This window comes from Bacillus cereus group sp. MYBK245-2, from assembly GCF_051916145.1.
In the GTDB taxonomy this organism is placed as follows: domain Bacteria; phylum Bacillota; class Bacilli; order Bacillales; family Bacillaceae_G; genus Bacillus_A; species Bacillus_A pacificus.
This window is the reverse complement of the sequence record NZ_JBQAGB010000026.1, coordinates 24,170-48,471: the sequence shown is the minus strand read 5'-3', so window position 1 is coordinate 48,471 and position 24,302 is coordinate 24,170. Positions and strand designations below refer to the sequence as shown.

Below are 24,302 nucleotides of genomic sequence, written 5' to 3'. Positions count from 1 at the left end.
TTCATCCTGAGCCAGGATCAAACTCTCCAATAAAGTTAGTTTGTCTAGCATCATAAAATAAAAATTGACGTTTCACGTTGTTTGTTTCGTTCAGTTTTCAAAGAACTACTTCGTCGCTCAGAAGCGACTTTATTAATATAACATTTTGTTATATTTTCGTCAACAACTTTTTTCAATAAGTTGTTTTTCGTTTGTTTTGCTTGTTACCTTTCGTGGCAACGAATATAAATATACCAGTTTGATTATTAAAATGCAATAGTTTTTCTAATAAAATTTTTAACTTAGTAAAAAAGTATAAAAACAGCACTTTTCTTCTATATAAATATAATTTCTCCCAACATCGACATCTAATGCCCCACGTTCATACTCAAATAAAAAAAGCTTTGGAGAAATCTCCAAAGCTTAGTCTTGTTTATGACGCATAGCAGGGAATAATAGTACGTCACGAATAGATGGTGCATTCGTTAATAACATAACAAGACGATCAATACCAATTCCTAGTCCACCTGTAGGAGGCATACCATACTCAAGAGCTTCAATATAATCATCATCCATCATGTGAGCTTCATCATTACCTTGTTCGCGTTCTTTTAATTGTGCTTCAAAACGTTCTTTCTGATCGATTGGATCATTTAATTCAGTGAATGCATTTGCATGTTCACGTGCAACAATAAATAATTCGAAACGATCTGTGAATCGTGGATCTTCGTCATTCTTTTTCGCAAGTGGCGAAATTTCTACCGGATGACCGTAAATAAATGTTGGTTGGATTAATTTATCTTCTACTTTTTGTTCGAAGAATTCATTAATAATATGACCAACTTCCATTGTATCCTTAATTTCTACATTATGTTCTTTTGCAAGTTCACGCGCTTCTTCTACACTCATCGGATTCCAGAAATCTGCTCCAGAATGTTCTTTAATTGCATCCACCATATGAAGACGTGTCCATTCTGGTTCTAGATTAATTTCATAGTCACCATACTGGATTGTTGTTGTACCTAGTACTTGCTTCGCGATATGAGCAACCATATTTTCTGTTAGTTTCATAATATCTTTATAATCAGCATACGCTTCATATAATTCAATCATCGTAAACTCGGGATTATGACGAGTTGATACACCCTCGTTACGGAATACACGGCCGATTTCATAAACTTTTTCTAATCCACCCACAATAAGGCGTTTTAAATGAAGTTCAATTGCGATACGCATATATAATTCCATATCTAACGCATTATGGTGCGTGATGAAAGGACGCGCAGAAGCTCCACCTGCAATTGCGTGCATCATAGGTGTTTCCACTTCAAGATAACCATTGTCATCTAAGTATCTTCTCATTTCACGAATGATTTTACTGCGAGTAACAAATGTTTCACGGCTTTCCATACTTGTAATTAAGTCTAAGTAACGTTGACGGTAGCGTTGTTCAACATCTTTTAGTCCATGATATTTATCCGGTAATGGACGAAGAGATTTCGTTAATAGCGTAAAGCCCGTTGCTTTCACCGAAAGTTCTCCAACGTTCGTTTTGAAAACTTTACCTTCAATACCTACTAAGTCACCTAAATCTGCTGTTTTAAATAATTCGTACTCTTCATCTCCAACAGCATCTTTACGAACGTAAATTTGAACTTGTCCATGTAAATCTTGAATATGCGCAAATCCAGCTTTTCCTTTACCGCGTTTTGTCATAATACGACCAGCGATAGAAACAGAGATTTCTTTCTCCTCTAATTCTTCTTTAGAGAACTCTCCATATAGGCTTAATAATTCATTTGTTGCATTTGTACGTTCAAAACGTTTACCGAACGGATCGATCCCTTGCTCACGTAAGTTATGTAGCTTTTCACGACGAACAAGCAATTGGTCGTTTAATTCTTCGTGGTTCATGTTATCCATGGTATTGATATCACTCCAGCTCTATTAATTTTTACAATATATACAGTATAGCATTTTCTACTCAACTAGAAAAACTGCCAGCAACTAACTGGCAGTTCTTCTTTCTTTCACGTAATTATAGGAAGTGTATAGAAGAATGTCAATCTTCCCTTCCTATTATTAACCAACGTGAATTGTTTGTTGTTTCGCTTCTACTTCTTCTACAAATGTACCTAATACATTCGCTAAGTCTTCACGCGTATTACAAGCATTGATACCATTACGTACAGTTGCATTACCACGAATGCCCTTTAAATACCAAGCTGCGTGCTTTCTCATCTCTCTTACAGCGACATTTTCATTCTTTAAATCGATCAGACGATCTAGATGCAACATACATACGTCAATTTTCTCACGTACTGTCGGTTCTGGCATTAATTCACCCGTCTCTAAATACTTTACCGTACGATAAATCATCCATGGATCTCCAAGGGCAGCGCGGCCAATCATAACACCATCTACACCGATTTCATCAAGCATACGCTTTGCATCTTGTGGCGTTGCGACATCACCATTTCCGATAACCGGGATATTTACAGCTTGCTTTACTTGTTTAATAATATCCCAATCCGCTTTTCCTTCATACATTTGTACTCGTGTGCGCCCATGAACCGCTACCGCTTGTCCACCAGCACGCTCAACAGCCTTCGCATTCTCGATTGCGAAAATATGATCCTCATCCCAACCAATACGCATTTTAACTGTAACTGGTTTTTCTACAGCATCTACAACTGCCGCTACCATTTCATATATTTTATTTGGGTCTAAAAGCCACTTTGCTCCTGCATCACACTTAACGATTTTTGGTACTGGGCACCCCATATTAATATCAATGATGTCTGCTGTCGTATATTGATCTACGTATTTCGCAGCATCTACAAGAGTTTCTTTCTCGCCACCAAAAATTTGTAAACTTAATGGCTTTTCTCTCTCATCAATATATAGCATATCTAATGTTCTTTTATTGTTCAGTAGTATCGCCTTATCACTTACCATTTCAGCACAAACTAGGCCTGCACCGAATTCTTTTACTGTCAAACGGAATGCAGAGTTACACACTCCCGCCATCGGTGCTAATACAACCGGATTTTTCATCTCAATATTTGCGATTTTTAACACTCGATTTACTCCTTCCTTCATGGTCACTTTGGCATTAGCTCATCTATCGAGACCTTTAATGCTTTAGCAACTTCCACTACAAAGTCTTGGGAAGGCGATCGATTCCCTCGCTCAACTTCACCTAAAACAGATACAGATACCCCTAATTCTTTTGCAAAACCTTCTTGCGTATAACCTTTTAGTTTTCGAAAAGCACGAATGCGTCTTCCCCATTTTTCTGCTTCCATACCGTTACTCCCTCTCGCCTTTTCATTTCTTCTACTTGTGAACGTGAAATGTTTTGTTTTATATCTTGATTAATCTCTAACAACGGAACGATAACAAAAGCTCTTTCGAACATCCGCGGATGCGGAACAATAAGATTCTCTGCTTCAATATTTTCTTGATTATATAGTAAAATGTCAAGGTCGATAGTCCTAGGTCCCCACCTAATTTCCCTTTTTCTTCCTAGATCATTTTCTACTTTTTGCGTTACTTTCAATAATTCTTGCGGTGATAAATTGGTAGAAATTTTTATAACTAAATTCAAAAAGCAACTTTGGTCAGTATAGCCAACCGGTTCCGTCTCATATACAGACGAAACATCCTCAACTTTGATATAAGGATTTTTATTCAGAAACTGAATCGCTTCAGTTAAATACGTATAACGTTCTCCAATATTTGAACCTAATGCAATGTAAGCTATATTATTCATGGACGTTCTCTCGTAATTTCTACCGCTACAGCACGATAATGTCCCGGTATCGGCGGATCTGGTTTAATTACCTTTATCGTACATCTTGAAATACTCTCATATTGTTTCAATATATCTGTAGCAATATTTTCAGCAATGCTCTCTACAAGCTTATATGTTCTATCTTCTACAACTTTCCTACATAACTCGAAAAGCTCTCCATAATTAACAGACTGCTCTAAGTCATCACTTTCTCCTGCTTGTTTCAAATCCAATTCCACCGTTAAGTCCACTTTAAATCTCTGGCCCAATTTATTTTCCTCTGGGAATACACCATGATAACCGTAAAACTCCATATCATGAATATAAATTTTATCCAATTACTTTACCCCCTTACCAATCATCGCATCCATCATCTTAGCCATACGCGCCATTTCCTTCACATCATGAACACGAACAAACTCACAACCCTTTTCAATACCAAGACAAACGGTAGCTCCCGTCCCCTCAAGACGTTCTTCTATCGGTAAATCTAGCACATGCCCAATAAAGGACTTTCTCGAAGTACCTAAGAGAACTGGATAACCTAGTACGTTTAACTGTTCTAAATTACGCATCGCTTCTAAATTTTGTTCAGGCGTTTTAGCAAAACCGATACCTGGGTCTAAAATGATATTCTCATCTCGCACGCCAGCATCTTTAGCAATTTTAATACTGTCATATAAGTCAGCAATTATATCAGCCATTAAATTACGATAATTCATATTATCGCGATTATGCATTAAGATAATAGGTACATCGTAATGAGCTGCAACTTCAGCGATTTTTGGTTCCGCCTTCGCTCCCCAAATATCATTAATAATATGAGCACCAGCTTCAATTGCTTGTTTTGCAACTTCCGCTTTATACGTGTCGATAGAAATAGGCAATTTCACCTCTTTTGAAACAGCCTGAATCATTGGAACAACTCGTTTTATTTCTTCTTCCACCGATACTTTAGCAAAGCCCGGACGAGTAGATTCGCCACCAATATCAATAATATGAGCACCTTCTTCTCGCATTTCTTTCGCATGGCGCACTGCAGCATCTACCTCGTTGTAACTCCCACCATCAGAAAACGAATCTGGTGTTACATTTAAAATCCCCATAATTAACGTTTTTTCATTTAAGTTCAATGTATATTCGCCACAGCGCAAGTCATAATCCCACTTCAAACTACACATCTCCTCTTCGTAATTCATTTCTGCTCCACAATTTCTCTCTTTGCATTTCATAAAGATCCATAAACCTTTTTGTAACCACACCTACTTTACCCGGGAAATCTCGCCCCTCTATACGATTAAGCGGAACAATTTCTTGAATCGAGTTTGTTACGAAGACTTCATCGGCTGAAAGTAATTCATCTTTTGTAAAGAGACCTTCCTTTACTTCTATACCCATCTTTTCAGCAACCTTTATAATAAACGCACGAGTGATACCATTTAAAATCCCCGTTTTTAAAGAAGGTGTATATAAAATATCACCTTTTACAAAAAAGAGATTCGAAACAATGCCCTCTGCAACATAACCTGTTTCAGTAAGGAAAATACCTTCCTTATTCACAACATTGCCTATTTCGCGTTTCCCCAAAATGTTATTTAAATAATGGTGAGACTTCAAGCGAGATGCACCCTCTGGTGTATTTCTCACTTGATTTAAGACAACCCCTTCTTTTTCCACTACATCTCCCGGGGCCGCTAAAGGTTTTATAAAAACAATAATAGACGGCTCTTCATACATTTCTGTTTGCAATCCAATTTCATCTATACCCGCCGATACATTAAAACGGACATACGCATGCTCTAATTTATTCTTAACGAGTAAATTCTTCAAAATAAGTATTACTTCATCTTTCGTCATCGACCATTTAATTTGCAACGTATCCAGCGCATCTATTAAACGGTCATAATGATCATCCAATAAGAAAGGATGACCATTATAAATACGAAACGTCTCGAAAACTCCAAGTCCATATAAATAACCGTGGTCATACGGCGAAATTCTCGCTTCACTCGCTTCTACATACTGACCATTTACGTAAATTAACATGATGTCACACTTGGACTATATTTACGAATGAAATTCTGCAACAACTCTTTTCCGTGAGAAGTCATAATAGATTCCGGATGGAACTGTACACCTTCAATCGGTAATGTTGTATGACGGAGCGCCATAATTTCCCCTTCTTCCGTCCAAGATGTTACCTCTAAGCACTCCGGTAATGTCTCTTTCTTAACAATAAGGGAATGATAGCGCGTCGCAGTAAATGGATTAGGGATATCCGAAAAAATCGTCTTCTCATCATGATGCATAAGCGATGTTTTCCCATGCATTAATCGCTCTGCACGGACAACCTCTCCACCAAACACTTGCGCAATAGATTGATGCCCTAGACAAACCCCAAAAATCGGAATCTTTCCAGCAAAGTATCGAATAACCTCCATACTAATCCCTGCCTCATTCGGACTACATGGACCTGGCGAAATCATTAAAAAGTCTGGTTTCATATTCTCAATATCTGAAATAGTCACTTCATCGTTACGTTTAACAACAAGCTCTTGTCCAAGTTCTCCAAGAAACTGCACTAAATTAAATGTAAAAGAATCATAATTATCAATCATTAATATCATTTCTCTCACCTAACCGTTTCTTCGCTACGTTCTTTTGCACGCCATAAAGCAATCGCCTTTTTTAACGACTCTTTATATTCATTTTCCGGATTTGAATCAATTACAATTCCCGCTCCCGCTTGTACATGTGCTTTTCCATCTTTAGCAAGAAGTGTCCTAATCACAATATTCAATTCTGTATCTCCAGAATAACCAATCCAACCAATTGAACCTGTATAAATCCCTCGGCGAACAGGTTCTAGTTCTTCAATAATTTCCATCGTACGTATTTTCGGGGCACCAGTAATTGTCCCTCCAGGGAATACAGCCTTCACTAAATCAAAAGCGTCTTTATCTTCTTCCACCTCACCACGCACATTAGAAACAATATGCATAACGTGTGAGTATTTCTCAATTACCATAAATTCATCTACTTCTACAGTTCCATATTTACAAACACGCCCTAAATCATTTCGTTCTAAATCTACAAGCATGACATGCTCTGCTCGTTCCTTTTCATTCTCAATTAATTCTCTTGCCAACTCTTCATCCTCTTGCTCATTCGCCCCTCTAGATCTCGTTCCAGCAATTGGTCTTGTACTTACTTCAGCTCCTTGTTTCTTAATTAGCAACTCCGGCGATCCACTAACAATTTGAAAATCCCCAAGCTCCAAGTAACCCATATATGGAGATGGATTAATTTCGCGAAGACTTGTATAAATTTCTAATGGATGTGTTTGTAACGTTCTTTCTTGTCTTGTTGACAAGTTCACTTGGAACACATCACCAGCACCAATATATTCTTGAATACATTCAACTGCCTTCATAAAACCTTCTTCAGTAAAAGCAACTGCTTCACTTTTCTTTTCAGGGCACGCAAACGGCATAGTCACTTCTGGCGCTTCTGTCGTCCAAAGAACCTTCCATTCATTTAATCGTTCTTTTGCCTCTTCATGCTTATCTGCATAATGTGTAATAATCCATAATACTTTTTCTTCTTGATCATACACAAACACATCATCAAATAATAAAAAGAATATATCAGGTATATTAATATCATCCTCCGCAAGAGAAGGAAGTTTTTCAATATAACGGATGCAATCATAACTAAAATAACCAATTGCACCACCTTGAAAAGGCGGGTATTCCGGATTATAATCCGTTTTCCATCGCTCCATATATTCCTGCATTAAATCTAATGGGTTTCCTTGCTTTATTGTTTCCTTACCACTTTCACTTATATGTAACGTTTCACCCTTCCCTCGGATTACCGCTACCGGGTTTAACCCCACAATGTTATAACGACCGCCACGCCCACTCTCTAACAAAATATGTTGCGGTTTATCCTTAGAAAGAAATTTATATTGCTTAAAGAAATCTAACTGATATGGAATAGAAAGCGCTAAAGATTTTCTTCGTTGCATATCAACACCCCGTCTTCTTTTATCCCACCCTCTTAGATTAATCATTTCAAACTACATGTGTTATGTATATGGAGAATGATTATACTCGAGGGCTAGTGAAAATAAATTAATTATACTACCTCTTATTTTACATGAAGTTTTCTAGTCATTCACTCTTTTCCTATTTCCAATCCAAAAAGAAAAAGCATCCTTTTTCAAGGATGCTTTTTCAATCACATATAATTAAGACTCAAATTGATAAAGTGGTGTACTTAAATAACGTTCACCGTTACTTGGGATAATAACAAGTACCTTTTTCCCTTTGCCTAACTTTTTCGCAATTTCTGTTGCTGCATAAATAACTGCTCCAGAAGAGATACCAACTAGAATACCTTCCTCTTTCGCCACTCTTCTTGCATATTCAAACGCTTGCTCCGTTTTCACTTGAACAATTTCATCATATACTTCTACATCCAATGTCTCTGGGATAAATCCAGCCCCAATTCCTTGGATTTTATGTGGACCTGGTTTCCCACCGGATAATACTGGTGAATCCGCAGGTTCTACTGCATAAATTTTAATATCTTTATACGCTTCCTTCAGCACTTCACCAGCACCAGTAATCGTTCCACCCGTACCAATACCTGCAATAAACGCATCTAATTGGTCGCCCATTTGTTCAACAATTTCTGGACCTGTTGTTAAACGGTGAATTTCTGGATTCGATTGGTTTTTGAACTGTTGTGGTATAAAGTAACCATTCTCTTTTGCTAATTCAGTCGCTTTACGAATTGCTCCACCCATTCCTTCAGGCCCTGGAGTCAATACTAATTCCGCACCGTAAGCACGTAATAAATTACGACGTTCAATACTCATTGTTTCTGGCATTACTAAAATTGCCTTATATCCTTTAGCAGCCGCTACCATCGCTAAACCAATTCCCGTGTTACCACTTGTCGGTTCAATGATTGTATCGCCTTCTTTTAATAATCCTTTTTTCTCAGCATCTTCAATCATAGCTAATGCGATACGATCTTTAACACTGCTCCCTGGATTCATAAATTCTAATTTTAAGTATATATCTGCGCTGTCTGATTCTACGATGCGGTTCAACTTAACGATCGGCGTTTTCCCGATTAATTCTGAAACTGATTGTGCCACTCGCATTCCTGTCACTCCTAACACCGAGTATTTTTATTGGTTTTATCTATATTTAGATTTTGTCAGAAAATTCCCTGTTTGTCAATGTATTTAGAGGGGGAATTGCCTTATTACAAATTCTCAATTAAATTTGTAATGTCTTCTTTAGAGAACTTGTATCGCTCATTACAGAAATGACAATGAACTTCTGTTTCTTCTTCTTCTTCACGAACTTGCTCTAACTCCGTTTTACCTAAACTAATTAACACACTCTCGATACGTTCGCGAGAGCATGTGCAATTAAATTGAACATCCATCGTTTCTAATACTTTTACCTTATCTTCTCCAAGGACTGCATACAGTAACTCTTCTGGAGAAAGCCCTTGTTCGATCAATGTTGATACAGGAGGAATCTTCTGTAAACGCTCTTCAATGAATGAAATTGTTTCTTCCTGTGCACCTGGCATAATTTGAAGAATAAATCCACCCGCTGCTAATATGCTATCATCTCCATTTACAAGGACACCAACACCTACAGAAGAAGGCGTCTGCTCAGAAACTGCAAAATAATACGTGAAGTCTTCTCCTAATTCTCCTGAAACAATTGGAGATTGACCAATAAACGGCTCACGCATACCAATATCTTTAATTACCGTTACAAATCCTTCAGTACCTACCGCCTGATATACACGTAATTTCCCTTGTTCTGTTCCTTCAAAGTCAACATGTGGATTCGTTACATAACCACGCACATCCCCATTTGCATGAGCATCTACTAAGATCGGACCAATCGGGCCATTACCTTCTACCTTAATCGTTAGCTTTTGGTCACCTTTTAACATTGCACCCATCATTGTACCTGCAGTTAAAGAACGACCAAGTGCTGCTGAAGCTGTTCTCCATGTATCATGACGTCTTTGCGCCTCACTTACCGTATTTGTAGTACGTACACTATACGCACGCACTTCACCATCAAACGCTAACGCTTTTACTAAATAATCTTTCATATTTATTTATTCACCTTTCTCATGCTGTAAATTTGCATTACGCTCATATAACATATACAAACCTTTTAATGTTAAAAATGGATCTACAACATCAATTACATTCGATTCTTCTGAAATTAATTTCGCTAATCCACCTGTTGCAATAACTTTTGGTTCTTGTTTAGCTTCCTCTTTCATGCGCTTAACAATACCTTCCACTTGTCCAACATAACCATAAAGAATACCAGATTGCATCGCACTTACCGTATTCTTCCCAACAACACTGCTTGGTTTTGTAATTTCAATACGAGGAAGTTTTGCCGCTCTACTATATAAAGCCTCTGCTGAAATCATAATTCCCGGTGTAATAACGCCACCCATATAATGCTTTTCTTCGTTAATATAACAATATGTAGTAGCCGTACCAAAATCGACAATAATAAGCGGACTTCCATATAAGTGAATTCCTGCTACTGCATTTACGATTCGATCCGCACCTACTTCACGTGGATTTTCATATTTAATATTTAGCCCCGTTTTTATTCCAGGGCCTACTACAAGCGGCTTAATTTTAAAATACTTTTCACACATGCGCTCTAAAGCAAACATAATTGGTGGTACGACTGAAGACACGATAATACCTTTCACATCTTCAAACGAAAGACCCTCATGCTCAAGCAACTGTTTTACAAGCATTCCATATTCATCTTCTGTCTTATGACGATCTGTTTCCATGCGCCAATGTTGACGAAGTTCCCCCTCTTCAAACACGCCCAGTACAGCATTTGTGTTCCCTACATCCAATACAAAAATCATATTCTCACCACTTATCTTATTTAATCTATATTTGTGCAGTATGTATAAAACTTATAAAAACATCATATCACACATACTTATATAATCAGCTTTTCTGTCCTCATCATTTTACAAAAAGATTACTCCCTATTTCAATTTTTAATACCAGATTTATTTAAATTCTTTTTCTACTTCATTTCGTTACACAAATAAAAAAAGGAGTGACCACCGTCACTCCTTCATTTCTTACTTATCTTCTGATTCTTCATCATCCTTCTTCATGTTGATGTTTACTTTCACATCAGCTGAAGATGTTGGACGTTCTGGCAATCTGCCATAATCACATAAATGATTGATTTGCTCAGCATCTAACGTTTCTACTTCAAGTAACGTTTTTGCAATAAGATCTAACTTATCACGATTTTCAGTAAGAATGTCTTTTGCACGAGCATAACATTCTTTCATAATCGTTTGCATTTCCACATCGATGTCGTGTGCAATTGCATCACTGTAGTTTTGTTCTGAATGGAAGTCTCTTCCTAAGAACACTTGACCACCTTGTGAGCTACCAAATTGCATTGGTCCAAGCTTATCACTCATACCAAATTCCGTTACCATACGTCTTGCAATGCCAGTCGCACGTTGGAAGTCGTTGTGAGCACCTGTACTCACTTCACCAAATACAATCTCCTCGGCTACTCGACCACCAAGTAAACCAGTAATTTTATCAAGTAACTCTGGCTTTGTCATGAAGTAACGATCTTCTTTCGGAAGCATTACTGCATATCCACCAGCTTGACCACGAGGGACAATTGTTACTTTATGAACGACATCTGCTTCATCAAGAACAACACCAATTACAGTATGGCCTGCTTCATGGAAAGCAACGATATTACGTTCTTTTTCAGAGATAACACGACTTTTCTTAGCCGGACCTGCAATAACACGATCCGTTGCTTCATCAATGTCACTCATATCAATTTTCTTCTTATCTTGACGCGCAGCTACTAACGCAGCTTCGTTTAATAAGTTTTCAAGATCGGCACCAGAGAATCCCGGTGTACGAGTTGCAATTGCTCTTAAGTTGATATTCTCATCAAGCGGTTTATTACGAGCATGTACTTTCAGTACAGCTTCACGGCCATTTACATCTGGACGATCTACTGTAATTTGACGGTCAAAACGACCTGGACGTAATAATGCTGGGTCAAGAATATCAGGACGGTTTGTCGCAGCGATGATAATAATACCTTCGTTTGCACCGAAGCCATCCATTTCAACAAGTAATTGGTTCAACGTTTGCTCGCGCTCATCATGGCCACCACCAAGACCCGCACCACGTTGACGTCCTACTGCATCAATTTCATCAATGAAAATGATACAAGGAGCATTTTTCTTTGCATTTTCGAATAAATCACGTACACGTGATGCACCGACACCGACGAACATCTCTACGAAGTCAGAACCACTGATAGAGAAGAACGGAACGCCTGCCTCACCTGCAACAGCACGTGCTAATAAAGTTTTACCTGTACCTGGAGGTCCAACTAATAGAACACCCTTCGGAATACGGGCACCAACTTCAGCGAACTTACGAGGATCTTTCAAGAATTCAACTACCTCAACAAGCTCTTGTTTCTCTTCATCCGCCCCAGCAACATCTCTGAAACGAACCTTTTTCTTTTCGTCATTATATAACTTCGCCTTACTTTTCCCGAAGTTCATAACACGGCTACCGCCGCCCTGAGCTTGGTTTAACAAGAAGAAGAATAAAATGAAGATAATAACAAACGGAATGATAGAAGTAAAGAATGTTACCCAAGCACTTGTTTCTTCTGCTGGTTGATACTTAACTTCAGCACCTTGCGCTTTGTCATTAATTTTCTTTTGTAATTCCTCAGTATTTGGTGCGTAAGTAACAAATTGTTCTCCTTGGCTAGAGTTGTTAAATTGTCCTTTTACCTCAAACACACCATTTTTCGGTTGAAGTTGCACATTACGAACTTCACCTTTTTCTAGTTTAGTAATGAATTTATCGTAGCTAACTGATGTCGTTTTTTGTGTCGAACCATTAAAATAGCTCACGATTCCAATTACTACTAGGAATATCAGTAAATAAAAGATGGTATTACGGAAGATACGATTCATTCCTAACCTCCTCTCACGGCATAAACACTATAGTAAATCGTAACATAGAAAAACTTTCCTATACAATTGTGACGCCTGTATTTAATTAATTTGAGTAAACGCTTGGTTTTAATACTCCTACATAAGGAAGATTACGGTACTGCTCTTTATAATCTAATCCATACCCTACAACAAATTCATGCGGTACAGTAAATCCAACATAATCCGCTTTCAAATCTACCTTACGGCCTGTTGGTTTATCTAATAACGTAACAATTTTTACAGACTTCGCTTTACGATATTTAAATAGGTCTACTAAGTAGCTTAGCGTAAGACCACTATCAATAATATCTTCAACGATTAAAATATCGCGACCTTCTACAGAAGTATCAAGGTCTTTTAAAATTTTCACTTCGCCTGTTGAAACAGTTGAGTGACCGTAACTAGATACAGCCATAAAATCCATTTCAAGATATGTATCTGTTCTCTTTAATAAATCTGCCATGAATGGCATTGCACCCTTTAGTACACCAATCGCAAGAGGTACTGTATTTTTATAATCCTCTGCAATAATTGCGCCTAATTCGAGCACCTTTTCTTGTATTTGCTCTTCAGAAATTAATACTTTTTCGATATCTTGATTCATCATTTCATTATCCTCCCGGAAGACTCCTTGCTTTTGTAGTGAATAATCATATATTTATCCTTCTTTGCTGTCTCTTTCGAGATAGCAAATGCAGATCGCTTCAACAAGGGTAACCAAATAACATTCCCTCTTGCATCACAAACGACCGGCCATTCTTCTCTTTTTTCTCTTGGTACTTTCGCTTCGATAAAAATAGCTTTTATCTTTTTGGTGCCATTCATACCTTGTATTGACATGCGATCTCCATTTTCTCTAGAACGAATACGAAGTGGATATGATATATCATTATACTTAGCAACAAAAACTGTTTCATTCATGTTACTTGGTATATCTTCGCTCACCTCTGTTACAAGCTTATCCCCGTTCGATAGCGTAATTGTCCCGGGCACTGATAAATCTTGTAAAAAAGGGGAAACAATTTCTTGTTTAAATCCAAAGCTGCACTCCTCGTATGCGCGAACAATTTTTAAATCACCTGGGAAATCAAGTGAACCCGAAGGTTGTGTCCGCTTAAAAAACTCAATCACTTTGTCAATATGTATAGAGGAAAGAGAAGATGGAATCTTATATTCATAAAGATAGTTTAATATTAGTTGAATCCCTCTTCTTTGTAAAGGCATAGACATGGATTCAAAGGCAGGAATTGATAAGCTAATTTGTTTATCACTTTTTTTGGTAATTACTTTATTCATTTTCTCAAAAGCTAATTCCTGCAAATACGCCTCATCCTCTTGCATCTGCATGCTAAATTTTTGGAATTTCTCATGCACTTGTGGATTTTCTTCTTTCAAATGAGGAAGAACATATTTACGTAATCGATTCCTTGTATATACTTCCTTTTTATTACTTGGATCTATACGAGGAATTATTTTTAACTTATGACAGTAATCAACAATCTCTTCCTTCGTTACTCCAAGTAACGGCCTAATTAAATACCCATTATGAAAAGGACGCTTCACTGCAATGCCTGCATATCCTTTCGGAGTACTCCCTCGTACAAGGCGCATTAAAATTGTCTCTACTTGATCATCACCATGATGTCCAAGAGCTACATACCTCGCATCATATTTCTTCATTATTCTTTCCAAAAATGCATATCTGCATTCTCTAGCAGCAACTTGTGCATTCATCCCGTATTGCTGTTGATATTGCGACACATTAATCCTTATCGTTTCGCAAATAACTCCTAGCTCTTTACAAAGGTCTTGCACAAACTGTAGGTCCTCATGAGATTCATCACCTCGAAACATATGATCCACATGCGCCACTACAATCTCAAACTGTTTTGCTGCTCTTTTTTCTAACAAATAATATAGAAGAGCCACAGAGTCAGGACCACCAGAAACACCTACAACAATTGTTGAGCGTTCCTTTAATACATCATGCTGCTTTACAAAGTCATCTACCTTTTCAACAAATGTATCTTTCAACTTCGTAATCACCTTTCATTAAACAAGAACAGCAACGTTAGTTACCTTGTTTATAATGGTACAACTTTTACAAACATTGTGCAAAAAAAAGATATACAAAAATTACATTTTTATCTTACATCATTCGTACATATTCACAAAAATAATAATATTATCTTTTAAAGCAAAAAACCTAGGCATCCACCTAGGTTTTTAGAAAGAAACATCATATTTCAAGTTTCACTTTATTGCGCTTGCATTCCTACAATTGGAATGGTAGCCCACTTCGGCATATTTTTCTTCACTTTCGCTACTACAATAGTCATATCATCATTTATATAACCATCGCCAGATCGAATCACCTCTTCCATAATGATATCAGCAATTTCTTGCGGATCTTCAGTTTGTAATTCTTTAATTTTCCGCTTCATCCATAATTCATGATTCTCCACATGCTGCGCGCCCTCAAAAATCCCATCACTCATCATAATAAGAATATCACCTGTTTTTAATTGCTCACCCACTACATCAACTTCAACATCCTCAATAATTCCCATTGGTAAATTACTTGCTTCAATTTTCAAAATATTATTTGCGCGTTTAACAAAACTCGGCGTCGATCCAATCTTTAAAAACTTCGCACTCGCATCCCGCAAATCTACCATAGCTAAGTCTAATGTCGTAAACATCTCTTCTGTTGTTCTTAAAGAAAGAATAGAGTTAATAGATTTAATCGCTATCTCCTCATCAATGCCTGACTGAAGTATTTTTTGTAATAATTTCACTGTTTCTTTACTCTCCATATGAGCTCTTTGCCCATTTCCCATGCCATCACTAATTGCAAGGGCATATTTCCCAACACTTAAATCCATCATTGCATAAGAATCACCCGAAACAAACCCACCGCCTTTCGCGGCTGTGGCCAAGCCGGTATCAAGGGAATACGTTTTTGCTGAACCAAATGATATTAAACTGTGGCCGTTCGGATAAGAAGATTTTTCTTCATGTTTCACAACTATGTTTTCCTTCAGGATATCAGAAAGCATTGGTGCAACTAATTTTTCACACTCTCCATGTTCATTAGATGCAACTGGAATCAACATTTCAATATCAATACTTCCTCTATCTAAACAATAAATATCAACATGCTCTATTTCTACACCAAAATCACGAAATGCTTGCAGAATCTGCTCTTCCTGTACTTGATGATTTTCTCTTTCCCTTTGTATCTCCTTGGCAAAATCCTCCATAACTTTTGATACACCTAACAATTGCTCTGCTACTATTCTACGATTTTCTTTCATTTGTTTTCGTAATTTTTGTCCCTCATAGAAGTGATCTAATTCACCTGCTACTAAATCCGTCACTTTCTTTCCTCTCACACAATGCTTGTCCCATTCACGAACTAACTTCCGATTATGCTGCAGAGTTCCTTCTTCTGTTTCGCTCATTATTTGTTTCATATAATCGTACGTTTTATCGAAATTAACTACCCAGCATTGGTCCTTTTTAAAACATGTTTGACATGTTTTTGCAGTAATTGTACTTAAAAACAAATCTGCCTCCGTCTCTTTATCTTCCTCCTCCACATATCCATATACAGAAAAGCTATTAGATAAAGCAGCAAATACATTGGCAAATTGATTGATTTTATTCGCTGTAACATCACGCATCCTTCTTAAATACTGTTGTTGATCTTGCGAATGCTCCTGTGTACCTGGCATAAATTTAGCAATACGATCCATAACAAGTTTCGGTGTTAATAAAAAGAAAGCAATCGCCACACCAGATTCAATTAAAGTTGTCACAATGTTTGTTTGCTTGTCTACATATAGCGTAATCAAGCTTGTCCCAATTAATAAACCTAAACTAACACCTAAGCGTTTCCCTTCTTTTAACAAACCACCAAGCAATCCAGAAAAAGCAAGCAGACTAAGTTGGGACAAACTAGAGACATTTGCTAAGCTTAATATTAACCCAGTGACGACCCCTACTGTAGATCCTGTAGCCGCTCCTGCGATAAACGCAAACACAAGCACTAAATACCTAGTAAAAATATGTTGAATAGAAGCGTCATATATGAACCAATCTGTTGTACCAGTTAAAACAGATGCTAGTAATATAATTAAACAAACAATTTCTTCTGTCTCTAACGCTTGTTGTTTCCCTTTTCTTTCTACTAAAAGCGGGACACTTTGTAAAAATATCATAGTTAATACGAAGCTAAGCCCTGCCTCAATCGTACTAACGAGTAAATCGTACATGGTAACAGTTTGTTGTGCAAAATATACGACAACTAAATGTGCAGTTAATGCGGAGATAAATACTTGGAATGGTACAAGTCCAACAGTTTTACGTGTAAACCGACTAAAGAAGATATTATAAATGAAGAAAGTAAAAATAGATGCAAAGGTAAAGAATAAATTATCTATCGAAACTGAAAGTGCGCCCCCCATTAGAGCCAAGAACGCGAGCGGCATTTTATCCCGCTTCATAACATAAACAGCAGCAAAAAACGGCAGTGCAAACGGTAAAATGTTTGTTAATATATATGCTCGTCCCAAAAGAAAACCAATAACAACAATAATAAATCCCCATCTAAAGAAAACTTGCTCAAACTTCATTCGCAACTTACTCGTCCACTTTACTCCTCCAAGCTGACCTTCATTCATTGCCAATGCACTTGTATTCATAGTATTCCTTCCTGCTTTAGGCATATTTTTAACACCACCTGCATAGTTTAATTACTGTCATTATAAAAGATGATTATTGGGATTTTTGTCAAAACAACAGTTTTCACTTTTATAATCGTTCGACTTTTTATTCGAAATAACTCTACATATATACACAGTATGTATTTTATTTTTAATATTTTAATCGAACATTCAGAAAATATAGGGTGATTTTGTAGAAGTGTTGTATGTCTTAATTTATTTAACAAAAAAAGATCATGCGCATTTGCATGATCTTTTTAGATGACCCGTACGGGATTCGAACCCGTGTTACCGCCGTGAAAGGGCGGTGTCTTAACCACTTGACCAACGGGCCGTTAAATTAAATATAGCGGCGGAGGGGATCGAACCCCCGACCTCACGGGTATGAACCGTACGCTCTAGCCAGCTGAGCTACACCGCCATGTCGTCTTATTTAACGGACAATTAGTATCTTACCTCAGATATAATTTAAAGTCAACACATCTTGAAAACTTTTTTAAAAATATATTTTCACATATAAAAAAGCACCCTGAGCAATCGCCCTGGGCACCTCTCTATATTCTAAGAATTAAACGTTCTTATTATCCGCGACGTGCGCCACGGCCACCACGTTTAGATTCAGTGTTACGCTTTAAAGAAGTTAAACGATCTTCACTGTCCTTTAAGAAACGTGCCATCTTTTGCTCGAATGTTTCTTTTGGAGCGCGGTCGTTACCGCCACCACGGTTATCTCTATTGAAAGAACGATTACGTTGTGGACGTCCAGAACGTTGTTGATCACCACCGCGTTGGTATTCACCACGTGGACGATCTCCTTCTGTTTTTTCACGCTCTTTCGCTTTTTTAATAGATAGACCGATCTTACCATCTTTTTCAACGTTAATAACTTTTACTTCTACTTGGTCGCCCACTTTTAAGTGATCGTTAATATCTTTCACATAATTATCAGCAACTTCACTAATATGAACAAGACCCGTTAAGCCTTCTGGCAGCTCCACAAAAGCCCCAAAATTTGTAATACCTGTTACTTTACCCTGTAACTTGCTGCCTACCTCGATTGACATAAAAAAAATGCTCCTCCTTAGTGGTTAAAAAGTCAAATTTTACTTTATTATATATAATCCTAAAATATAGTGTCAATAAGACATACTCTACTTAGAAACAGGAAAAATTATCTCCCCTTTTCCAGAGAAGAAATAATCCCTTCTAGCAATCTTTAATACGTACTCTTCATCATTTAACTTTTGAACTTCGTCTTTTAGACTCTTTTCTTTGTTCGTTAATGAATCCAGTTCTTTTTTCATGTCCTTAACTTTTGCTTCTTTTGCTTTAATGGAACTGTTTTGTTGATAAAACGTTACACTAATACTCGCAATAATTGTAAAAGCAAAGACAAGAAAAACCGCTAAACGGCGATAAAGTCGCTTCCTGTTCTCATCCGTTTGTATTATATGCTCTTTAACAGGATTTGGACTCTGTTTTTCGATTGTTCTTTGTCTCAGTTCCCTCATTTCCGAGGTCCCCCTAACTTCTTTTTTATACGCTCCCATAATTGGAAGATATGTCCCTTCAATTTTGCTATATATTGCAGGAACCCTACATGCTTCATTATAAAAAGTTTAACACGATTAGGGAGAAGTTTCCATATGAGCGAAGCAATAAATCGAACAGGCCAGAAAAAAACTTTCCATATGAAAAGTAATATCCAAATCACCATTTTCCATAACACATGTCCAATTGAAAGCAGTATACGAAATAAGAATAATATAAATGCAATAAATAGCTGCGCTATAATAATAACAGGTTTTATCATGAGTAGCTGTATAATTTGAACAAAAAAGTGTGTTGTTTGCACAAAAATATAGATGAGAAAATTTAACAGTCTCATGTATATTGCTTTCAACATGCTTTGATATGCCGCAAAACCACATAATAATGCTAAAAATACATATATACGTAGTTCAGCTTCATTTACAAGAAGCAATACGTAAAAAACGAATAATGCTTGGACAATCCAAAATAGTATATCATGTATAAATACAATCCAACGCTTACGTTCTTGACGTTTTAAAAATCGTTGGTATGTATCTAAAGACGCTCCAATCCAAGCACCCATTCCGATCATTGAGAGCATCGTATACAACTGAATTGTTAGACTCATTTAAACAACTTACTAAAGAAGCCTTTAGTTTTCTCCCCTTGATTCTCATCAATATACAGCATCTCATGAACTTTCCCTTTAATCGATACAACACCTTTTTCTACATCTAAATTTTTCATTTGCAAATTTTGACCACGAATTGTTAAAAAGCCCATTACAGTCTCAAGTAAAAACTCTTCGCTATCAAAACTCTCTACCTGCTTTACACCGGTAATATCAATTACACGTCTGCCACGCATAATAATATCATGCTCTACAGAAACATTTTGTTGATTAGAAGACATAGGTGAGTAACCATTATTCACGTAAATCCCCCCATACATTTATACTAGCTAATAGTAATGTATGAAGGGATAATCGATTTTAGAACAAGCCTTCTTCGACCTTTACTTTTTCTTCACGAACTAAGCTATACATATTTGCTGCATCTTCTTTTTTAGTCGTTTCTTTCAATTCATTTATTTTTACAGTTACTATTTTTTGACCAAAACGAATTGTTAATTCATCAGCTACTTTCACATCCGAACTCGCTTTTGCCACTTGACCGTTAATGGATATTCTGCCTTGATCAGCTACTTCTTTCGCCAATGTTCTTCTTTTAATTAAACGTGATACTTTTAAAAACTTATCTAGACGCATATTAAATCCCCCTATTAACGCTCTGTTTGTTTTGCCTCTTCCCAGAAAACATCTAACTGCTCTAATGATAAATCTTGCATCTCTTTATTCATTTCAGCTACCTTTGCTTCCATGTATAAAAAACGACTGACGAATTTCTCATTTGTTGAACGTAACGCTTCTTCTGGATCTATTTTATAATGACGAGCTATATTAACAAACGCAAATAGTAAATCGCCAAATTCACTTAACATCTTCGCCTCATCCATGTTTGCGACTTCTTGTTGGAACTCTTGCCATTCTTCTAAGGCTTTCTCTATCATCGGCTGTACATCCACCCAATCGAAACCAACCTTACCAGCTTTTTTCTGGATTTCATAAGCGCGTAGTAACTGCGGCAAACTTTTTGGAACTCCATTTAAAACAGATTCTTTTACAAACCCTTTTTCTTGTTTTTTAATTTCTTCCCAATTGGCAATTACTTCATCGGCATTATTTACATCCGTATTCCCAAATACATGCGGATGACGACGAACCATTTTCTCAGATAAAGTTCGAATAATATCATCTATAGAGAACCAACCTTCGTCCTCTCCGATTTGGGCATGAAGCATAACTTGTAATAATACATCACCCAGTTCTTCTACTAAGTGATCATCATCCTCTTCATCAATTGCTTCTAACACTTCATACGCTTCCTCAATTAAATACTTCTTTAAAGATTGATGTGTTTGCTTTTTATCCCACGGACAACCATTTGGACCACGAAGGTCTGCAATAATTTCTCGAAGTACATCAAACTGTTGATATAAGGACGCACGTTCCTGAACTGGTGGTACATATACACTCGTTAAGTTATTCAACTCCGTTTCATGATCTAACATGTACAACGGCACCTTTTTCACTTGCTCAAATGAAGTCCCCGCAGCTGTTACGATATACACTTCATAATCATCTGGCAGCATCTCCATTAATGTTAATTTCACATCTGATGCAACGAATGCGTCATATACTTGGCAAAAGATTAAGTGTTGACGTAATTCTAATTGTCCTCTTTCAAATGATGTGGCGTCAATTAATTGGAACCCTTCAATCGGATCAATCTTAAGACTTGCAAACATAGGATCAAGGAAACTTTGCCCACCTTCAATTCGCACTTCAACATTCGCTACTTCACTTTTTTCCAATAGTAGCTGAACCGTTCTTTCCGCTACAAGCGGATGCCCTGGAACAGCATAGATGATTTCTGTATCTTCAGCTTGTTCTAACAATGTATTCGCAATTGTTTCATATACAATTTCAAATGTATCATGTGCTTCATATACATTGTCAAAGGCAGTATATTGTATACCTTCTTTCTCCAACTCTTCTATAACGGGATGTTCCTTCGTTCTAACAAACATGTGATCTGCTTCTTTTATTTTTCGATATACACCCATCGTTAACTGATCTAATTCACCAGCACCTAATCCTAAAATAGTAATGATTCCACTCACAACCTGCCACCTCTATCCACTCTTCTTCAATGAACCTTCTTTTTTCTCTTTTTTCATAACGGTTCCTATTTCCGCTTTTGTAAATACACGTAATTTTAAAATGAAAAACATATATGCCAATCCGCCGATGGCTACACCTAACAACGCCTCAAGTGTTGCAACACCTCTATGACTTGTATCCATCACTAATCCAGACATTTGCAATACACGCATAAACATTATTAGTACAAATCCCATACCGATACCACTAATAACTACACCTAACATATTCCGTTTGTCGATAAGCGATTCGGATACAGCTCGCATAAGTAATACACTATTTAGTATAGAAATTACAATTAACGCAACTAGCGTCGCAATTGCAGCTCCCTTCACACTAAAATATGGCATTAATATATAATTTAAAGCTAACTTTAAACAACCGCCAAATATAACGAATATTGCTGGTTTTAATGTTTGTCCTAACCCTTGCAAAATAGAAGCAGTTGTAATCGACAATGAACTAAATAAAATAGATAAAGATAAAATAGATAAAACATCTGACCCATCACTATTTTCAAACAACATAATATTCGTAGGTTGGATAATACAAGTTAATCCAATGGCTGCTGCAAATCCGATAACAAATGTTATTTTCATCGCTAACCTTACCTTTTCTCGAATAAAGGTAAGATCTCCTCTTTCCTTCGCTGCTGTAATAATTGGAATAAGCGACAACGAGAAGGAAGTTGTCACGACAGTACCTAATTGCATAAGCGGGATACTTCTGTCATAAACACCTTTTAACACCTTTGCACTTTCAGCTGGCTCTCCCGCTCCAATAAGTAGAGAATAGAAAGAAATAGAATCAGCCATTTGTATAAAAATAAGCACTAAGTTACTAACACAAATCGCTAACCCCTGCCAAAACAGGATTTTTATAATCTTCTTTTTCCCTTTAATCCTCTTTACACTTTTGAAGAATATAGAACGAAAGTCATGACGCATATAAAGTATAAGTACGATAATCCCAATCAATCCACCTGCGATTGAACCGAGCATAGCACCTGCACCAACTGTATATAAATCAAATTCGTGAGCAATTAGGAATAGAGATAAAAATACAATAATAGAAACACGAATCGTTTGTTCTATCACTTGCGAAACAGCTGTTGGCATCATATTATTGAATCCCTGGAAATATCCTCTTGCTACAGATAAAAACGGCATCAATATGAATGAAAAGGAAATAACGCGTAATAGCTTATCTAAGTGTATATCGCCCATAGCTATCGCAATTGCTTCGGCACCAAAGAACAATGTAAAAAATCCTATGAAACCAATACCTAATAAAAACCAAAAAGATACACAAATAATTTCCTCTGCTTCTTGTTTTTTCCCTCGCTCTAATCGTTCCGCAACCATTTTTGAAATTATAATAGGGAACCCATAAGTAGCTAAAATTAAACAAAATCCATAAAATGGATAAATTTGTTGGTAAATATAAAAACCAACGTCACCCGCTATATTTTGATATGGAATACGGTAAAAGGCGCTTAATACCTTTGTAACAAAACTTGCGATTGTTAATATAATAGCCCCACGCCAAAAGGCTTGATACTTCTTCGATTCCATGCAAGAAAACTCCTTTTTCTATTCTCACCCCTCGTATTATATCATAAAGAAAAGGACAAGCTTCCTTACCTACACAAGTAAGAATACGTTCGTGCAACGCTAGAAATATTCAATGAAAAAAGGTAGCAAAGCGCTACCTTCATTCAATATACATATATCTCCAAATAATTGATTTCTCAAGAAGAAATATCATAATTAGGAAAGATTGCTACTTCTAAAACCATACACCTTTACTGTTCCATTTGTTTCGCTAAGAAACTGGCAGCAGTATTGACCGCCTTGTGCTCTATTTCGCTTATAATCGCTTCTTTTGAAAAAATAATGACAGCCCCAATTGGGTCTCCATTTGCAACAATCGGCCCAACTGTATAAGAATGAACCTTTTCTGTTACACCATCAATAATGGAAATATCACTTTCGTCCGTCATAATAACAGACTTTCTTTCTTCCATCGTTTTTTCAATTAGATCGCCAACGCTTTTATTTAAGTATTCTTTTTTTGATACACCTGATACTGCGATAATAGAATCTCGATCACATACAAGCACATTATGTCCTAAGCTATCATATAAAGCATCTGCATATTCTTTTGCAAAATCACCTAGCTCGCTAATTGGAGAATATTTCTTTAAAATTACTTCTCCATCGCGATCTACAAATATTTCTAGTGGGTCCCCTTCTCGAATACGTAAAGTTCTACGAATTTCCTTCGGGATTACTACCCTACCTAAATCATCAATTCGACGTACGATTCCAGTTGCTTTCATTCTAATGCTGCCTCACTTTCTACTGATGATCAAAGTGGTGAATTT

At 36.9% G+C, this 24,302-nt stretch carries 24 protein-coding genes and 2 tRNA genes; all 26 read right to left on the bottom strand.

Annotated features, from left to right (window positions below):
- Positions 1-402 precede the first annotated feature (402 nt).
- The 26 genes from lysS to spoVT all read right to left on the bottom strand — a co-directional run bounded on the left by lysS (position 403) and on the right by spoVT (position 24,257).
- A complete protein-coding gene (gene lysS, locus ACTFRN_RS27010) occupies positions 403-1,902 on the bottom strand; it encodes a lysine--tRNA ligase (RefSeq protein WP_000369678.1) in 1,500 nt (499 codons plus the stop codon).
- Between the two features lie 159 nt (positions 1,903-2,061).
- Positions 2,062-3,060 carry a tRNA dihydrouridine synthase DusB gene (dusB, locus tag ACTFRN_RS27005; RefSeq protein WP_000912258.1) on the bottom strand — a complete coding sequence of 333 codons (999 nt, stop codon included), beginning with the start codon at positions 3,058-3,060 and terminating at the stop codon, positions 2,062-2,064.
- 23 nt (positions 3,061-3,083) lie between these two features.
- Positions 3,084-3,287: a helix-turn-helix domain-containing protein gene (locus tag ACTFRN_RS27000; protein WP_000387027.1), complete on the bottom strand. Its 204-nt coding sequence runs from the start codon at positions 3,285-3,287 to the stop codon at positions 3,084-3,086.
- Entirely contained in the window at positions 3,239-3,754 is a 516-nt protein-coding gene (gene folK, locus ACTFRN_RS26995) for a 2-amino-4-hydroxy-6-hydroxymethyldihydropteridine diphosphokinase (protein ID WP_001059445.1), read from the bottom strand. Before folK ends, ACTFRN_RS27000 begins: the two co-directional genes overlap by 49 nt.
- Positions 3,751-4,113: a dihydroneopterin aldolase gene (folB, locus tag ACTFRN_RS26990; RefSeq protein ID WP_000358060.1), complete on the bottom strand. Its 363-nt coding sequence runs from the start codon at positions 4,111-4,113 to the stop codon at positions 3,751-3,753. Before folB ends, folK begins: the two co-directional genes overlap by 4 nt.
- Complete coding sequence (gene folP / locus ACTFRN_RS26985; protein WP_041184479.1) at positions 4,114-4,974, bottom strand: dihydropteroate synthase; 861 nt, start codon at positions 4,972-4,974, stop codon at positions 4,114-4,116.
- On the bottom strand, positions 4,949-5,821 hold the full coding sequence (gene pabC, locus ACTFRN_RS26980; protein ID WP_000909878.1) for an aminodeoxychorismate lyase: 873 nt from the start codon (positions 5,819-5,821) through the stop codon (positions 4,949-4,951). The genes folP and pabC overlap by 26 nt, the downstream gene beginning before the upstream one ends.
- Positions 5,815-6,402, bottom strand: coding sequence for an aminodeoxychorismate/anthranilate synthase component II (pabA, locus tag ACTFRN_RS26975; RefSeq protein ID WP_000602301.1), 588 nt, complete (start codon positions 6,400-6,402; stop codon positions 5,815-5,817). The genes pabC and pabA overlap by 7 nt, the downstream gene beginning before the upstream one ends.
- 5 nt (positions 6,403-6,407) lie before the next feature.
- The gene (gene pabB, locus ACTFRN_RS26970) at positions 6,408-7,805 is read right to left on the bottom strand and encodes an aminodeoxychorismate synthase component I (protein ID WP_001189685.1); all 1,398 of its coding nucleotides are present in this window, start codon (positions 7,803-7,805) and stop codon (positions 6,408-6,410) included.
- 222 nt (positions 7,806-8,027) lie between these two features.
- Positions 8,028-8,951: a cysteine synthase A gene (gene cysK, locus ACTFRN_RS26965; RefSeq protein WP_001261701.1), complete on the bottom strand. Its 924-nt coding sequence runs from the start codon at positions 8,949-8,951 to the stop codon at positions 8,028-8,030.
- Between the two features lie 104 nt (positions 8,952-9,055).
- On the bottom strand, positions 9,056-9,931 hold the full coding sequence (gene hslO, locus ACTFRN_RS26960) for a redox-regulated molecular chaperone HslO (protein WP_000656366.1): 876 nt from the start codon (positions 9,929-9,931) through the stop codon (positions 9,056-9,058).
- A gap of 6 nt (positions 9,932-9,937) precedes the next feature.
- Positions 9,938-10,726 (bottom strand): type III pantothenate kinase, encoded by a 789-nt coding sequence (locus ACTFRN_RS26955; protein WP_000578367.1) that lies wholly within the window; start codon positions 10,724-10,726, stop codon positions 9,938-9,940.
- Between the two features lie 225 nt (positions 10,727-10,951).
- Positions 10,952-12,853 (bottom strand): ATP-dependent zinc metalloprotease FtsH, encoded by a 1,902-nt coding sequence (gene ftsH, locus ACTFRN_RS26950; RefSeq protein WP_001079658.1) that lies wholly within the window; start codon positions 12,851-12,853, stop codon positions 10,952-10,954.
- Positions 12,854-12,938: 85 nt separating this feature from the next.
- The gene (gene hpt / locus ACTFRN_RS26945; RefSeq protein WP_000981838.1) at positions 12,939-13,481 is read right to left on the bottom strand and encodes a hypoxanthine phosphoribosyltransferase; all 543 of its coding nucleotides are present in this window, start codon (positions 13,479-13,481) and stop codon (positions 12,939-12,941) included.
- Positions 13,478-14,908 (bottom strand): tRNA lysidine(34) synthetase TilS, encoded by a 1,431-nt coding sequence (tilS, locus tag ACTFRN_RS26940; protein WP_000655454.1) that lies wholly within the window; start codon positions 14,906-14,908, stop codon positions 13,478-13,480. Before tilS ends, hpt begins: the two co-directional genes overlap by 4 nt.
- Before the next feature lie 224 nt (positions 14,909-15,132).
- Positions 15,133-17,604 carry a stage II sporulation protein E gene (gene spoIIE, locus ACTFRN_RS26935; protein WP_001123528.1) on the bottom strand — a complete coding sequence of 824 codons (2,472 nt, stop codon included), beginning with the start codon at positions 17,602-17,604 and terminating at the stop codon, positions 15,133-15,135.
- 259 nt (positions 17,605-17,863) lie between these two features.
- Positions 17,864-17,935, bottom strand: a tRNA-Glu gene (locus ACTFRN_RS26930).
- A 13-nt stretch (positions 17,936-17,948) separates the two neighbouring features.
- Positions 17,949-18,022 (bottom strand) — tRNA-Met (locus ACTFRN_RS26925).
- Between the two features lie 160 nt (positions 18,023-18,182).
- Positions 18,183-18,665, bottom strand: a complete 483-nt coding sequence (locus tag ACTFRN_RS26920) for a S1 domain-containing RNA-binding protein (protein ID WP_000021452.1) — start codon at positions 18,663-18,665, stop codon at positions 18,183-18,185.
- Positions 18,666-18,752: 87 nt separating this feature from the next.
- On the bottom strand, positions 18,753-19,112 hold the full coding sequence (gene divIC, locus ACTFRN_RS26915; protein ID WP_001208736.1) for a cell division protein DivIC: 360 nt from the start codon (positions 19,110-19,112) through the stop codon (positions 18,753-18,755).
- The gene (yabQ, locus tag ACTFRN_RS26910) at positions 19,109-19,762 is read right to left on the bottom strand and encodes a spore cortex biosynthesis protein YabQ (protein ID WP_000059762.1); all 654 of its coding nucleotides are present in this window, start codon (positions 19,760-19,762) and stop codon (positions 19,109-19,111) included. Before yabQ ends, divIC begins: the two co-directional genes overlap by 4 nt.
- Complete coding sequence (gene yabP, locus ACTFRN_RS26905; RefSeq protein ID WP_001059101.1) at positions 19,759-20,067, bottom strand: sporulation protein YabP; 309 nt, start codon at positions 20,065-20,067, stop codon at positions 19,759-19,761. Before yabP ends, yabQ begins: the two co-directional genes overlap by 4 nt.
- A 58-nt stretch (positions 20,068-20,125) precedes the next feature.
- A complete protein-coding gene (locus ACTFRN_RS26900; RefSeq protein WP_014893381.1) occupies positions 20,126-20,401 on the bottom strand; it encodes an RNA-binding S4 domain-containing protein in 276 nt (91 codons plus the stop codon).
- 14 nt (positions 20,402-20,415) lie between these two features.
- Positions 20,416-21,876: a nucleoside triphosphate pyrophosphohydrolase gene (gene mazG, locus ACTFRN_RS26895; RefSeq protein WP_000014256.1), complete on the bottom strand. Its 1,461-nt coding sequence runs from the start codon at positions 21,874-21,876 to the stop codon at positions 20,416-20,418.
- Between the two features lie 12 nt (positions 21,877-21,888).
- Positions 21,889-23,490 (bottom strand): putative polysaccharide biosynthesis protein, encoded by a 1,602-nt coding sequence (locus ACTFRN_RS26890; RefSeq protein WP_000444152.1) that lies wholly within the window; start codon positions 23,488-23,490, stop codon positions 21,889-21,891.
- Between the two features lie 230 nt (positions 23,491-23,720).
- Positions 23,721-24,257, bottom strand: coding sequence for a stage V sporulation protein T (spoVT, locus tag ACTFRN_RS26885; RefSeq protein WP_000648302.1), 537 nt, complete (start codon positions 24,255-24,257; stop codon positions 23,721-23,723).
- Positions 24,258-24,302: the final 45 nt, after the last annotated feature.